Genomic DNA, 12,706 nt, shown 5'->3' on the forward strand with positions numbered 1-12,706 from the left:
TCCCGGATCCGTCCGGGCCGGGGCACTTTGCTGTTGGCATGGAATGGCGGGGTGAGGGTCCCGCGGCCGATCTTCCGGTGCGCAGATATGGCGGGAGTCAGCACGGTGGCCGTCCCCCGGTGTGCAGATAAAGCGGCCTAGTCCGCGGCCAGGTCACCATATCTGCGCCCCCGGCCACGGCAGAGCCGAACAACGCGCCCGCACCCACAAACCAAAGCCCCGCCCCGGAACGAGTCCGGAACGGGGCCTTTGGTCAAGCTGGCTATCGGGCTAGACGCCGGAGTAGCTGTGCAGGCCGGAGAAGTAGACGTTCACGATCGTGAAGTTGAAGACCACGCAGAGGTAACCGACGATCGACAGCCAGGCAGCACGGGTGCCGGTCCAGCCGCGGGTGGCGCGGGCGTGGAGGTAGCCTGCGTAGACCACCCAGATCACGAAGGTCCAGACTTCCTTGGTGTCCCAGCCCCAGTAGCGTCCCCAGGCCTGTTCGGCCCAGACGGAACCAGCCATCAGGGTGAACGTCCAGAGCACGAAGGCGACGGCGTTGATGCGGTAGGAGAAGGTCTCCAGCGACTGGGCGGAGGGGACGATCTTGAGGAAGCCCAGGCGTTCCCGGCCGCCGGCCCGGGCCTTGGCCTCGCGGTCGGCCTGCAGCAGCTGCAGCACCGACATGGCGAAGGTCAGGGTGAACAGCGCGGAGGCAATCACGGCGACGGACACGTGGATGATCAGCCAGTAGCTCTGCAGTGCGGGGATGAGGTGGCCGACCGGTGTGGGGAAGCCGATGGTGGCTGCCATCATCATGATCAGGACCAGGCCGACGACGAACGTTCCCAGGAACCGCAGGTCGCGGCGGAGCAGGACGAGCAGGAAGACGATGGAAACGACCATCGCGCCGGTGGTGCAGAACTCGTACATGTTGCCCCAGGGCACACGGTGCGCGGCCAGGCCACGGGAGACGACGGCGGCGATGTGGATGAGCGCGCCCAGTACCGTCAGGGCGACGGCGACGCGGGCGGCGTTGCGCCGTTCCCCTGTGTAGCCCATGGCGTCATCGGCGGTGAGGGCGGCACTGCTGGCGTCCCACTGGCGGTTGGAGCCTTCCGGCCCGGTGGGAGCGCCCGCCGGAACCATCGCCTTTTGGGCGGGAACAGCGGCCTGCACGGTGCCGGCCTTCTGGTCGATGGCCCGGAGCGTTTTGCTGCTCTTGGCCAGGTCCCAGGTGAAGGCCAGGAACGCCACCGTGTAGGTGAACGCCGCCAGCAGCATAAAGAGGTCGCTGTATTCCGCGAGCTGGTAGTCGATGGATGGCATTAGTCGTCCTTACCTGTTTCTTCCGTGCGTCCGGCGCTGCCGGCCACTGATGCGTCGGCCAGGGTGTCCGGGCCGTCCTCCTGCGGAGCGGTCCCGCCCGCCATCCACTTCTTTTCCAGCAAGCCGCGCAAAGCTTCGGCTTCGGTTTCCAGGCGGGCATCCTCACCGCGGGCCAGCAAACCGTACTCGACCATTATGCGGCCATCGTCGTTCGTTCCCGTACGCACCCACACCCGGCGGCGGGCCAGGAACAGCGATGCGCTGAGCCCGGTGAGGCTAAGCACAGCGAAAATGAGCACTGCGAACTTGGCCGGATCGTAGTGGACGTCCAGTGCCGCGTAGCGCAGGAGCCCGTCGAAGCTGATGGACCCCTTTCCGTCCGGGAGGTCCTGGACCTGGTTCATAGCCAGCACGATGCCGCCGGAGTCCAGGTCCCGGTTGTTCAGCGGCGTCAGCTCATCTGTGTCCAGGACAAAAACGTTGCCGGGGACACCCTCGTCCAGGCCCAGATCGCCGTAGTAGGAGTTCAGGTTCAGCTGCGGGTTCACCGGATCGGGGTCTCCGGAGAAGGACACACCATTACCGTCGACCAACGCCGTGGGCAGGAAGAATCCGACAAAACCAAGCTGGTCCGGCTGCGCGTCAGGAGCCTTGATCACCATCAGCGAGGTGTAGACGCCGTCCGTGGGGACACCAACAACCGGTCCCTGGAAAGCGACGTTGCCGTCGCCGTCGCGCACCGTAACCACCGGAGCGTAGCCGTTGCCGACCAGGAACACCCGGGTTCCGCCGATGGTCAGCGGTTCGTTGACCTTGATGGTCTCCGTCCGCGGTTCGTCGTTCGGATCCTCCTTGACTGTCACGGAGGCGGTGAAGTCCAGCGGCTGCACGTTACCGGTGCTGCTCTGCCGGTCAAAGGTGACGTCAAAGTCGTCCAGGGTGACGGAGTAGGGAGCCAGCTGCGACTCAGTGAAGTTGGTGCCGGGGCTGAAGGTGTCGTAGCCAACCAGGGTGTTCACGAAGGTGTCACCTTCAACGACAATGCGCTGTCCGTTGTATCCGAACAGCCCGCCGATGGCGATCGAGGCCAGTACACCGATCAGGGACACGTGGAACACCAGGTTTCCGGTTTCCTTCGCAAAGCCGCGCTCCGCGGCGACGGAGGGGCGGTCAGTGTCCAGATCGCGGGCCTCTACCCGGTAGCCGCGCTTCCGGAGTACCTGCGCCGCATCCCTGGCGGCTTCGGCTGCCGTCAGGCCGGTGCCGGCAGGCACCGCCAGCGTGCCGTATTCCGGGAGCCGGGAGAGCTTCTTCGGGGTGCGCGGCGGCTTGGAGCGCAGTGCTTTCCAGTGGACCTTGGCCCGGGGAATAACGCAGCCGATCAGGGAGATGAACAGCAGCAGGTAGATCGCGGAGAACCACGCGGAGGAGTACACGTCGAACAGCTGGAAGCGGTCCAGCCACGGACCGCTGCCGGGGTTGTCCTCAAGGTACTGCGTGACGGCGCCCGGGTTGGCCGGCCGCTGCGGAAACAGCGAGCCGGGGACCGCGGCAACCGCGAGCAGCAGGAGCAGGAACAGTGCGGTGCGCATGCTGGTGAGCTGGGTCCAGGCCCAGCGCAGCGTGCCGGTAAGCCCGAGGGCAGGGAGCGCGACGTCGTCCCGCTTTCCGCCACGTTTCTTCTTGCCGCCGGGTGTCTGTGCCTCCGCGGCGGCAGGCGTATCCGCGGCAGGCGTTTCCGCGGGCGGGGTCTGCGTGGTTTCGCTGTCCGGTTCAGGTTTCAACTGGTTCTCATTGTTCTCTGGGGACGGGTTCCGGGGATCCGGCGGGCTGGGAGCGTTGTTGTCTTCATCAAATCGGCAGGGTCACACTATCCACCCAGCCTTGGAGTTCGTTGATCCAGAGCGTCCACACGCCGGTGGCCATCAGCAGGCCCAGTACGATCAGCATGCCGCCGCCGAAGCGCTGCATGGCCACCCGGTGCCGGCGGAAGAAGGAGAGGGCGCCCATGCCGCGGCGGAATCCCAGTGCGATGAACAGGAAAGGCAGGCCAAGCCCCAGGCAGTAGACAAAGGTGAGCAGAGCTCCCTTGGCCGCTGAGGCATCGTCTCCGGAGAAGGAGAGCAGCTGCACTGCCGAAAGCGTTGGGCCCATGCAGGGCGCCCAGCCAAGTCCGAAGGTGATGCCCAGCAGCGGCGCCCCCCACAGTCCGGCGGGCGGCCTGGCTTCGATTTTCCGGTCCCGCTGGAACCAGGACAGCCCGCCCATGAAGATGACGCCCATCAAAATGATGAGCACCCCCAGCAGCTGCGGGATCCAGGCCTGCTCGGCCCCGCGGAGCCACGCTCCCAGCTGTCCGATCCCTGCGCCGATGGCGACGAAAACCACCGAGAAGCCCAGGACAAACAACCCGATTCCCGTGAGCATCCGGCCACGGCGCTGGTTCTCCAGATCCACCCCGGACAGACCCGTGACGTATCCCAGGTAGCCGGGCACCAGCGGGAGGATGCAGGGTGAGAGGAAGGACACCAATCCCGCCAGGGCAGCAACGGGAATGGCCAGCAGCATCGATCCGTTCAGGATCGTTTCCGCGAAGACATTGGCCGCAGGCAGGGCTGCAGCGGGCAGAGCTGCGGACAGGAGGACGGGCGGCACGGCTGCTACGCGGCCAACGCGTCGCTGATCAGGGCCTTGAGCGTGCCCTTTTCGGCGAGGCCCAGGATTCTTGCCGCGACCCGGCCCTCGCGGTCCAGGACAAGGGTGGTCGGAACTGCCTGCGGCGGCACGAAACGGGTCATGGCCAGCAGCACCTCCCCGTTCCGGTCCTCAAAGCTGGGGTACGGGATGGCGAAGTTCCGCTCGAATGCTTCAGCTGTCCGGGCTTCGTCCCGGACGTTCACGCCGTAGAAGCGGGCTCCGTCCGCCGCGAAGGTTTCGTGGAGCTCCACCAGGTCCGGCGCTTCCTTGCGGCACGGAGCGCAGGCGGCGTACCAGAAGTTGAGTACGACGACGTCGCCGGCCCAGTCTGCGGCGCTGACTTTCGTCCCGTCAAAGAGAGTGCCGGTCAGCTGCACGGGCTCGCCCCGCTCCGAGGCGGCGTATTCCGTGACCGAGCCGTCGCCGGCAATGTAGTTTTTGTTGTCGCCGGCTTTCGCCTGCTCGGCCAGCGGATCCTCCACCGTGCATCCTGCCAACGCAGCGGCCAGCGGCACGCCGAGGGCCAGCCCGGCACCAATCCGCAGGAAGGACCTGCGGTGCATGGCTCCAGCCTGGTTTTCGCTCTCAGATTTCTTCAAGGACTTCCAGCTTTCATCGCGGCAGGGGGTGGCCACTTCTACAACGCGTAGTAATTGTATTATGCGCCAGGAATGTTCGCGGCACCGGGCAGCAGGTCAGCGGAGGGCTCGGCATACCGGACGCCGGTAAGCGTTCCGCCGTCGAAATCCAGGGTGGTGACTGAGGTCAGCGTGCATTCCCGGTTGCGGGGGTCGTGCCAGAGGCGGCGTCCCTCGGCGGCCAGGCGGGTGACCCAGATCGGCAGCTGATGGCTGACCAGCACCGCTTCGGCGCCGTCGCCGCCCAGCTCCAGGGCGCGGATCCGCGCGTCCTCCACGGCGGCCATCACGCGTTCCACCTGCGCGGCATACGGCTCGCCCCACGAAGGCTTCATCGGATTCCGCAGGAGCGGCCAGTATTTTGGATTCCGGAGCCGGCCCTTGACGCCGGAGAGGCCTTCGAAGCGGTTCTCAGCTTCCAGGATCCGTTCATCGGTGGAGATCTCCAGCCCGAGTGCCGACGCGATGGGCGCAGCCGTTTCCTGGGCACGGGTCAGGGGCGAGGCCACCAGGTGCACCAGCTTTGCGCCGCCGCTGCGCTGCTCCTGGAAATAGGACGCTACGCGGCGCGCCATCTCCTGGCCCAGGGGTGAAAGGTGGAATTCGGGCAGGCGGCCATACAGAACACCGTCCGGGTTGAAGACTTCGCCGTGGCGGACGAGGTGGATCGAGGCTCGGGACATGACTTCAAGTCTCGCAGAGACACCTGTGAAGATTAAATCTTCACAATCACTTGAACCTTTGAGCAATGTGTGTCAAGCTTGATGCAAATGCATCTACTGGTAGCGTTGCAACCGCAGCACTGCCGACTATCACAGGAGTAAAAACATGATCCCCACCGGTCTTAACGCAGGCACCTGGAACCTCGACTCTTCCCACAGCGAGGTCGGCTTCACCGTCCGCCACGCCGGCATCAGCAAGGTCCGCGGCAGCTTTGACAAGGTCACCGCCGTCCTGGAGGTCGGCCAGAGCCTGAGCGATTCGAAGCTCAGCGCCGTGATCGACGCCGCGTCCTTCAACTCCAACGACGCCAACCGCGACGCCCACATCAAGAGCGCTGACTTCTTCGACGTCGAGCAGTTCCCGGAACTGTCCTTCACCGCCACGGGTGTTGAAGGTTCGGGCGAGAACTACAAGGTCACGGGCGATCTCACCATCAAGGGCATCACCCACCAGGTCACCCTGGACGTTGAGTTCAACGGCGTTGCTGTTGACCCCTTCGGTGCCACCCGCGCCGGTTTCGCCGGGACCACCTCCATCAGCCGCAAGGAGTTCGGCCTGACCTGGAACGCAGCCCTCGAAACCGGCGGCGTACTGGTCGGCGACAAGGTCACCATCAACCTGGACGTAGCCTTCGTCGCTGCGTAAGCATTCCGCTTCCCACCCGCGAAAGGCCCGGAACGCCATACGGCGTGCCGGGCCTTTCGCATGCCCGGTTCACCGGTGCGGGCTCCGGGAGCCGGTGTTCCAGGTCTCCCGCGTGGTGTGGAGGGCTAGACTGGAGCTGACTTCGCAGACGGGGGATCTGCCCACTGACCGGCACTGACCAGGCACCATCCTCCGGCAGACCATCCACACGGCAGGCGGCTGACATGAGCACTCCCAACACCCCCGAACCCCACGACCCCCAACGCGCTGATGGAACGCCCGCCGGCGGTCCTGGTTCCGAGGGGGCCAACGGCAGCGATCAAGGCCAGGGCAGCGGACCGGCTCCGCAGCGTCCCGAACCGCGCTACGGACAGTACAGCCAGCCCGAACAGCCTCATGTCCCTCCGCATGCCGGCCAGCCTGACCAGCCGGGGGCATCAGCACAGCCGGACCAGCAGGGCAGCTACGGTCAGGGCCCAGCGGGCCAGCAGCCCGGCGCCTATGGTCAGGGCCAGCAGCCTGGCACCTATGGTCAAGGCCAGTACGGCCAGAACCAGTACGGACAAGGCCAGCAGCCCGGTGCCTACAGCCAGGGCCAGTACGGGCAGGGGCAGTATGGCCAGACGCCGTACGGATACCAGGCGGCGCAGCCCTCGGGTTATGCCTACCCCGGCGGGCCGGCCAGCCAGGCCGGGCCTAAGGGGCCGGCCCCGCGTGAGGTGATGATGGGTTTCTGGCTCATCCTGGCCGCCGGCGTCCTGGCCTTCATCAACAACCTGATTACCTCGTTCAACCTTCCGGACCTGCTCACCCCCTCCCAGATCCAGGATCTTCGGCAGACAAACATCGATGTCCAGGATGTCAGCGGATTCCTGATTACCTTCTCGGTCGTCATCGCCCTGATTGGTTTGGGGCTGTACGTCCTCATCGCGCTGTTCGTCCGAAAGGGCCACAACTGGGCACGCATCGTCGGGACTGTCTTTGCTGCCTTCTCCATCTTCGGCCTGCTGGTTTCTCTGCCGGCCTACTTCATGTCGGCACTGGGGATCCTGTCCCTGCTGTCCACTTTGGTCGGAATCGCGGGCATCGTGATGCTCTACCTCAAGCCCAGCAACGCCTATTTCCAGCGGCACCAGTACAACCCGTACCGCCCGTACTAAAACAGGTTGTAACAATCTCGCCGAAGGCAGTGCGGGTTCACTGCCGAAGTGGTCACAGCAGGGAGCCGGGGACGTAGCGTTTAACGCTCCACGGGGGCCTGCGGGTTCTTCGTGGAGCACCACTTTCCGGTCTCCTGAAGGCGGCGACGACTATGACGACTCCCCCTGCAGCACCCGATTCCCCCGGAGCTGGCCCGAATACCCAGGGAACGGGTTCCGCGCACCCGCGCAGCGCGGTCCGGCGAAGCCGGCACGGTGCCGAAGCATCAGCGGAACTGGACGCGCCGGACCACGCAGTACCCAATGCATCCCAGGGCCGCCAGTGGCGGCCCTGGCCAAGCATCGCGCTCAGGCAGGCAATCCACGGCAGATCCGCATCCAGGCGGCGCGCCACGGCAGCCCACCGGTCCCGTGAGCTGGAGCTCGAGGTCTCCGGGCCGGCGGCTCAGTCTGCCGCCGGATCCGGCGCTGACTTCACCGGGCCCGGCGCTGGGTCCACCGGGCCCACCCGGTCCGGCGCAGAGTCCGGCGCACCTGCTGCTGAACCGGGCCTGGACCTGACTGGCGACCGGCGGCCGCGGCGCCAGGGGGCGGAAGCCCAGCCAGCGGCTAAGCTGCCGCCCCGTCCGGAGCATCCGCCCGCTCCCGCGCCCGAACCTCCCCGGCGGCTCCCGGACCGCCGTCCGCGGCTCCGGGCCCCGTTTGCTGTCAACGCTGCTGCCGTCCTTATAGCCGCAGCCGGTGCTCTGCTCCTGGTTGTGGGGCTGCGGGCCGCCCTGGACCCCGGCAGGCCCTTCCCTGAGGTAGCACTGCAGCTCCAGCAGCTCAAGGTCCCGCCTGAATCTGTGCTTGCCGTGGTGCGGGTCGCCGATGCCGCCGTCGCGGTCGTGACGTTTGGTCTCTACATTTTCCTGGCCACCCTGGTCCGCGAGGGCAGGAACTGGGCGAGGGTGTGCTGCTGCCTGCTGATCACGGCATCCCTCTTCTTTGGGATCAGAGACAACCTGTCACAGCAGGTCGGTGCTGCCCTGCTTGCGGGCACCGGGCTGGCGCTTACCTTCCTGCCGCGCGCCGCTCGTTATTTCGCTCAGCGCCGGTCCGGCCCGCAGCGGTAGGCCGCGGCTGCCTGCTGTGAGGATGCGGCGGTACAGGCGCCAGGATTGAGCGGTACAGGGGTCAGCGGAGCAGTCTCGCCTGGGCGTCCGTAGCCAGGGCGGAAACCTGGGCCCGCTGTGCGTGGTAAGCCAGGATCTGCAGCTCCGTTGCCATGTCGACTTTTCGGATCTGCACTTCCGCGGGAGCCTGCAGGACCACGGGGGCGAAGCTCAGGATGCTCGTGATTCCGGCATCCACCAGCCGGTCGCACATCCCCTGAGCTGCTTCCGCAGGCACAGCCAGCACGGCCATGTTGGCCCGGGTTTTTTCCAGGATGCTTTCCATCGCCTCGACCGGACTGATCCGAAGCCAGCCGACCTCCTGGCCGACTGCCATCTGGTCCGCGTCGAACAGCGCCACCACTTCAAAGCCGCGGGAACCGAATCCGGGATATCCGGCAAGTGCACGGCCCAGATGTCCGGCCCCCACAATTGCCACGCGCCAGTCCAGCGTCAGGCCCAGGGCCGCGGAAATCTGCCCGCTCAGGTAGGGAACGTCGTAGCCTACGCCGCGGGTGCCGTAGGAGCCGAGATACGAAAGGTCTTTGCGCAGTTTGGGGGAATTGACCCCGGCGGCCTCGGCCAGTTCCTCGGAGGAGACCCGTTCGATCCCCTCCGTCAGCATGGTGCCCAGCACCCTGAGGTAGACCGTCAGCCGGGCAAGGGAAGCAGGTGGGATGTGCCGCCCGTGGCCAGATGCCGCCGGGCTGACCAGGTCTCGTTCATCCGGGATACTCACTTCTGCAACTCCGTCATGTCCTCAGCACCGGGTCGGTCCCTGCGGACCGCCGGCCCGGTAATTTCCCACTCTAGGACCGCGGCCGCTGCCTGACCAAGTGGGTTTTGCCATCCGTGTCCCCCATTCGGCTGCGTATTACGCGGCCAGCAGGCGCCGGAGCCGCGCCTCATCGATCTGCCAGAAATCACGCTGGACCCCGTCAATCATCAGCACCGGGATCTCCTCCGCAAAGCGGTCCAAAAGATCCGGGTCCTGCTCGATTGACCTTTCCTGCCAAGGAATCCCGAGGTCCTGCGAGACCCGTTCAACGACCTGCCTGGCATCTTCGCAGAGGTGGCAGCCGGGGCGGGTGAGCAGGAGGAGGTCGGGAACCGAGGGGCGGAAGCCGGGATCATTCATGACATCAAAGATAGTCCCCTGCGCGGCACGTCGGCGCGGGGCTTGTGTTTTTCAGTAGACTCAATGCATGCCCCGATCCCGTGCCATCCGAGCCGCTGATTCACCGGCCGCGGCAGGGACCCCGGGAGAAGCAGCGTTTTTCGACGTCGACAACACCCTGATGCGCGGCGCCAGCCTGTTCCATGTGGCGCGGAAAATGTACCAGCGCAGGGTCTTCACCATCCGTGAAGCGGCCGGCTTCGCCGCCAAGCAGCTGCGGTTTATGCTCCAGGGCGAGAACCTGAAAGACGTCCACAGCGTGCGTGATGCCGCACTGGCCTTCGCGACTGGGCTCGCCGCCGAGGACGTGCGGACGCTGGGCGAAGAAGTCTACGACGAGATGATCGTTTCCAAGATCTGGCCTGGAACCAGGGCCCTGACCGAGCAGCATATGAAGGCCGGGCGCCCGGTCTGGCTGGTGACCGGAACTCCCGTGGAGGTGGCGTCGGTGATCGCGAGCCGGCTGTCCCTGACCGGGGCCCTGGGCACGGTCAGCGAAGTAACCGACGGCCTCTACACCGGGCGGCTGGTTGGCGAGTTCCTGCACGGTCCGGCCAAGGCCGAGGGCGTCCGGGTCCTGGCCAAGCAGGAGGGGCTGGACCTCTCCCGCTGCTGGGCCTACAGCGATTCCTTCAACGACGTTCCGCTGCTGACCCTTGTTGGCCATCCGGTAGCCATCAATCCCGATGCCCGCCTGCGCCGGCACGCCCGGGAACACAACTGGCCGGTCTACGATTTCCGGTCGGGCCGCCGGGCCGCGACGTTCGGGCTCAAGACCGCATCCGTGGCCGGGGCTGCCTACGGACTGTGGCGCGGCTTCTCCTGGGTCCGCTCCCGCTGACACCCTGCGCGCAGCACCCGGAGCACCAGGCATTAGGCACTGCGCTGAAGGTACTCCGCCGAACGTCCTGCGCTGAACGTCCTGCGCTGAAGCAGCGGCGTTAAAAAGCTGAAGCCCGCCTAATCCTTATCGGACGGCGGGCTTCTGCGGCACTAAGAAGAATCTACTTCTTATTACGGCGCTGGTGGCGGGTCTTGCGAAGCAGCTTGCGGTGCTTCTTCTTGGCCATACGCTTGCGGCGCTTCTTAATAACTGAACCCACAGAGTCCTCACAAACTGAAATAGGAGCCATGCCGGTCCCGGGGGCCTGAGGCCTAATGGCCCGTGCAGCTTCGGTTCCGGCAGATACTAGCCATGATTGAAACGTTCCTTAACAGGGTACCGCCTTCACGCTGCCTTTCCGGACAGCGTCAGGGCGTACCCGCGGCCGGTTACGGCCGGCCGGCTCAGGCCGTACCGGACTGACGGTCGATCACGGCGTTGCGCAGAACCTGCTGCACCGCAGATTCCGGAACGCGGTAAGACCGTCCGAAGCGGACTGCCGGAAGTTCTCCGGAATGCACCAGCCGGTAAACGGTCATCTTGGATACACGCATGACATCCGCGACCTCTGACACCGTCAGAAACCGCACGTCCGAGAAATTGCTCTCGTCTGCCATTGATCTATTGTTCCTTCCGCAACCTGCGCCTGATACAACTACGGCACGGAACTCCGCGGCATGCGGCGTTCCTCAAATCCGTTCGTCCAACAGCCCGCGGCGTGTCGCCTTGATGACCATCTCGTGACCGTCTAGCACACCACTCTAGTGGCTAAAGTAACCATAGTGGAAGTTTTTCCCGGTTATTGGGCTCTTTATGAGCCACTGCGTCCCCGTTTGGTGCGGACCCGGCCGGAGCCTCAGGCCGCGTCACCACGTGCGGCGCGGCGGCGGCGGGCAGCAGCGGCCAGAACCGCCAGTATTCCGGCCGAAGTGTCCCAGTCCATGCACGCATCCGTGATGCTCTGCCCGTAGGTGAGCGGACCGGGATTGGTGCTGTCGTGGGACTGTGCTCCGCCCACCAGGAAGCTCTCCAGCATCACGCCGGAGATGAGCTGCGCGGTCTCCGTCCCCGATTCGAGCTGGGCAGCCAGTTCCAGCGCCACCTGGGCCTGACGGCGGTGGTCCTTTCCGCTGTTGGCGTGGCTGGCGTCCACAATGAGGCGGGGGTTCAAGCCCTTGGCCGCCAGCGACTGGGAAGCGGCCGCGACGTGGCCGGCGTCGTAGTTCGGTCCTGAACTGCCGCCGCGGAGAATCAGGTGCGTGTCCGGATTTCCGGAGGTTCCCACCATTGAAGCCCGGCCCTCGCCGTCGATACCCAGGAAAGACTGCGGCGCGGATGCGGCGGCGCAGGCGTCGAGGGCGATCTGCAGCGAGCCGTCCGTACCGTTCTTGAAGCCCACCGGCATGGACAGTCCGGAAACCAGCTGACGGTGGACCTGGCTTTCCGTGGTCCGGGCACCGATGGCTCCCCAGCTCACCAGGTCAGCGACGTACTGCGGGCTGATGGGTTCCAGGAATTCTGTGGCGACCGGCAAACCCAGTTCTCCGGCCGCAATCAGGAAACGCCGTGCGGCGAACAGGCCGCCGGCGATGTCGTGGCTGCCGTCAAGGTGCGGATCGTTGATCAGGCCCTTCCACCCCACGGTGGTACGGGGCTTTTCGAAGTAGGCCCGCAGCACCACCAGCAGATCCTGGTTGTGTTCCTGTGCGGCCGCGGCGAGACGCCGGGCGTAGTCCAGCCCGGCCTCCGGATCGTGGATCGAGCACGGCCCCACAATAACGAGCAGCCGGTCGTCGACGCCGTCGAGCACCGCCCGGATCGCGTCGCGGCTGCTGCTGACGGTGGAGGCAAGTTCCTCTGAGAGCGGCAGTTCCGCCATGAGGCCGGCAGGTGCAGGCAGTGGGCGGAATTCGCTGACGCGCAGGTCCGAAGTGGTTTTTGAGTGCTGCGTGGTGGTGAGGTTCATGGTCCCGTTATCCGTGTGTGAGCCGGCGGGAGTAGTCTTCAGAACCCCGCCGGATATGGCGAAGGGCAAGGGATGGATCCCCTGCCCTGTTGGCTCTGAAGGTTGGCGTCAGCGAATTATCGCGCGGGCTCCTCCAGAGCCAACGAAAAATACGCATACCAACGGTTAGTCATGTTTAGACCGTAGGCCCACGACCGGCGCATGGCAAGTTGGGTGCTTTCCATGACCTTTATGACGCCGCGGACGCCGTCCCCGGGCCTTGGCCGGCGACGCATAACGACGCACGGCGCTGGCCCGTTGCACCAGGGTGCAACCTGCCTTGTCACAGGCCCGGGCGCGTCCGTAGGCT

Annotated in this window: 14 protein-coding genes; 4 read left to right on the top strand and 10 right to left on the bottom strand. The window is 65.6% G+C overall.

From position 1 onward, the window contains the following. Positions 1-270: 270 nt before the first annotated feature. The 5 genes from ccsB to AL3_RS03055 all read right to left on the bottom strand — a co-directional run bounded on the left by ccsB (position 271) and on the right by AL3_RS03055 (position 5,332). The gene (gene ccsB, locus AL3_RS03035) at positions 271-1,314 is read right to left on the bottom strand and encodes a c-type cytochrome biogenesis protein CcsB (protein WP_066296406.1); all 1,044 of its coding nucleotides are present in this window, start codon (positions 1,312-1,314) and stop codon (positions 271-273) included. Further along, positions 1,314-3,098 (bottom strand): cytochrome c biogenesis protein ResB, encoded by a 1,785-nt coding sequence (gene resB / locus AL3_RS03040; RefSeq protein ID WP_083521385.1) that lies wholly within the window; start codon positions 3,096-3,098, stop codon positions 1,314-1,316. Before resB ends, ccsB begins: the two co-directional genes overlap by 1 nt. Positions 3,099-3,165: 67 nt before the next feature. Then, positions 3,166-3,882 (bottom strand): cytochrome c biogenesis CcdA family protein, encoded by a 717-nt coding sequence (locus AL3_RS03045; RefSeq protein WP_066297060.1) that lies wholly within the window; start codon positions 3,880-3,882, stop codon positions 3,166-3,168. Positions 3,883-3,974: 92 nt separating this feature from the next. Next, positions 3,975-4,574, bottom strand: coding sequence for a TlpA family protein disulfide reductase (locus tag AL3_RS03050; RefSeq protein WP_066297067.1), 600 nt, complete (start codon positions 4,572-4,574; stop codon positions 3,975-3,977). Positions 4,575-4,669: 95 nt separating this feature from the next. Beyond that, entirely contained in the window at positions 4,670-5,332 is a 663-nt protein-coding gene (locus AL3_RS03055; protein WP_066296408.1) for a histidine phosphatase family protein, read from the bottom strand. A 145-nt stretch (positions 5,333-5,477) separates the two neighbouring features. Between AL3_RS03055 and AL3_RS03060 the strand changes: the two genes are divergently transcribed. The 3 genes from AL3_RS03060 (at position 5,478) to AL3_RS03070 (ending at position 8,292) form a co-directional block, all read left to right on the top strand. Beyond that, positions 5,478-6,017, top strand: coding sequence for a YceI family protein (locus AL3_RS03060; RefSeq protein ID WP_066296410.1), 540 nt, complete (start codon positions 5,478-5,480; stop codon positions 6,015-6,017). Between the two features lie 224 nt (positions 6,018-6,241). After that, positions 6,242-7,177 (top strand): hypothetical protein, encoded by a 936-nt coding sequence (locus AL3_RS18295; RefSeq protein WP_151723884.1) that lies wholly within the window; start codon positions 6,242-6,244, stop codon positions 7,175-7,177. A gap of 152 nt (positions 7,178-7,329) precedes the next feature. Further along, positions 7,330-8,292 carry a hypothetical protein gene (locus tag AL3_RS03070; RefSeq protein ID WP_066296416.1) on the top strand — a complete coding sequence of 321 codons (963 nt, stop codon included), beginning with the start codon at positions 7,330-7,332 and terminating at the stop codon, positions 8,290-8,292. Between the two features lie 61 nt (positions 8,293-8,353). Here AL3_RS03070 and AL3_RS03075 read toward each other — a convergent pair whose 3' ends face one another. Next, positions 8,354-9,070, bottom strand: a complete 717-nt coding sequence (locus AL3_RS03075) for a redox-sensing transcriptional repressor Rex (protein WP_066296419.1) — start codon at positions 9,068-9,070, stop codon at positions 8,354-8,356. A 135-nt stretch (positions 9,071-9,205) separates the two neighbouring features. Beyond that, entirely contained in the window at positions 9,206-9,469 is a 264-nt protein-coding gene (locus AL3_RS03080; protein WP_066296421.1) for a glutaredoxin family protein, read from the bottom strand. A gap of 67 nt (positions 9,470-9,536) precedes the next feature. On the opposite strand from AL3_RS03080, the gene AL3_RS03085 reads away from it, so the two are divergent. After that, positions 9,537-10,349, top strand: coding sequence for an HAD family hydrolase (locus AL3_RS03085; protein ID WP_066296423.1), 813 nt, complete (start codon positions 9,537-9,539; stop codon positions 10,347-10,349). Between the two features lie 163 nt (positions 10,350-10,512). Here the strand turns inward: AL3_RS03085 and AL3_RS17945 are convergent, their stop codons facing one another. The 3 genes from AL3_RS17945 to AL3_RS03095 form a co-directional block, all read right to left on the bottom strand. Then, a complete protein-coding gene (locus tag AL3_RS17945) occupies positions 10,513-10,611 on the bottom strand; it encodes a 30S ribosomal protein bS22 (protein WP_003792170.1) in 99 nt (32 codons plus the stop codon). A gap of 184 nt (positions 10,612-10,795) precedes the next feature. Then, positions 10,796-11,008, bottom strand: a complete 213-nt coding sequence (locus tag AL3_RS03090) for a helix-turn-helix domain-containing protein (RefSeq protein WP_055239164.1) — start codon at positions 11,006-11,008, stop codon at positions 10,796-10,798. Between the two features lie 239 nt (positions 11,009-11,247). Further along, positions 11,248-12,357, bottom strand: coding sequence for a 3-deoxy-7-phosphoheptulonate synthase (locus tag AL3_RS03095; RefSeq protein WP_066296425.1), 1,110 nt, complete (start codon positions 12,355-12,357; stop codon positions 11,248-11,250). Positions 12,358-12,706: the final 349 nt, after the last annotated feature.

Origin of the sequence: Arthrobacter luteolus NBRC 107841 (assembly GCF_001552075.1) — a bacterium.
GTDB lineage: Bacteria > Actinomycetota > Actinomycetes > Actinomycetales > Micrococcaceae > Arthrobacter_B > Arthrobacter_B luteolus.

Excerpts from the sequence above, each read along its gene's own strand:
- ccsB (WP_066296406.1), bottom strand. The coding sequence starts at position 1,314 with ATGCCATCCATCGACTACCAGCTCGCGGAATACAGCGACCTCTTTATG.
- AL3_RS03045 (WP_066297060.1), bottom strand. The coding sequence starts at position 3,882 with ATGCTGCTGGCCATTCCCGTTGCTGCCCTGGCGGGATTGGTGTCCTTC.
- AL3_RS03050 (WP_066297067.1), bottom strand. The coding sequence starts at position 4,574 with ATGCACCGCAGGTCCTTCCTGCGGATTGGTGCCGGGCTGGCCCTCGGC.
- AL3_RS03055 (WP_066296408.1), bottom strand. The coding sequence starts at position 5,332 with ATGTCCCGAGCCTCGATCCACCTCGTCCGCCACGGCGAAGTCTTCAAC.
- AL3_RS03060 (WP_066296410.1), top strand. The coding sequence starts at position 5,478 with ATGATCCCCACCGGTCTTAACGCAGGCACCTGGAACCTCGACTCTTCC.
- AL3_RS18295 (WP_151723884.1), top strand. The coding sequence starts at position 6,242 with ATGAGCACTCCCAACACCCCCGAACCCCACGACCCCCAACGCGCTGAT.
- AL3_RS03070 (WP_066296416.1), top strand. The coding sequence starts at position 7,330 with ATGACGACTCCCCCTGCAGCACCCGATTCCCCCGGAGCTGGCCCGAAT.
- AL3_RS03080 (WP_066296421.1), bottom strand. The coding sequence starts at position 9,469 with ATGAATGATCCCGGCTTCCGCCCCTCGGTTCCCGACCTCCTCCTGCTC.
- AL3_RS03085 (WP_066296423.1), top strand. The coding sequence starts at position 9,537 with ATGCCCCGATCCCGTGCCATCCGAGCCGCTGATTCACCGGCCGCGGCA.
- AL3_RS03090 (WP_055239164.1), bottom strand. The coding sequence starts at position 11,008 with ATGGCAGACGAGAGCAATTTCTCGGACGTGCGGTTTCTGACGGTGTCA.
- AL3_RS03095 (WP_066296425.1), bottom strand. The coding sequence starts at position 12,357 with ATGAACCTCACCACCACGCAGCACTCAAAAACCACTTCGGACCTGCGC.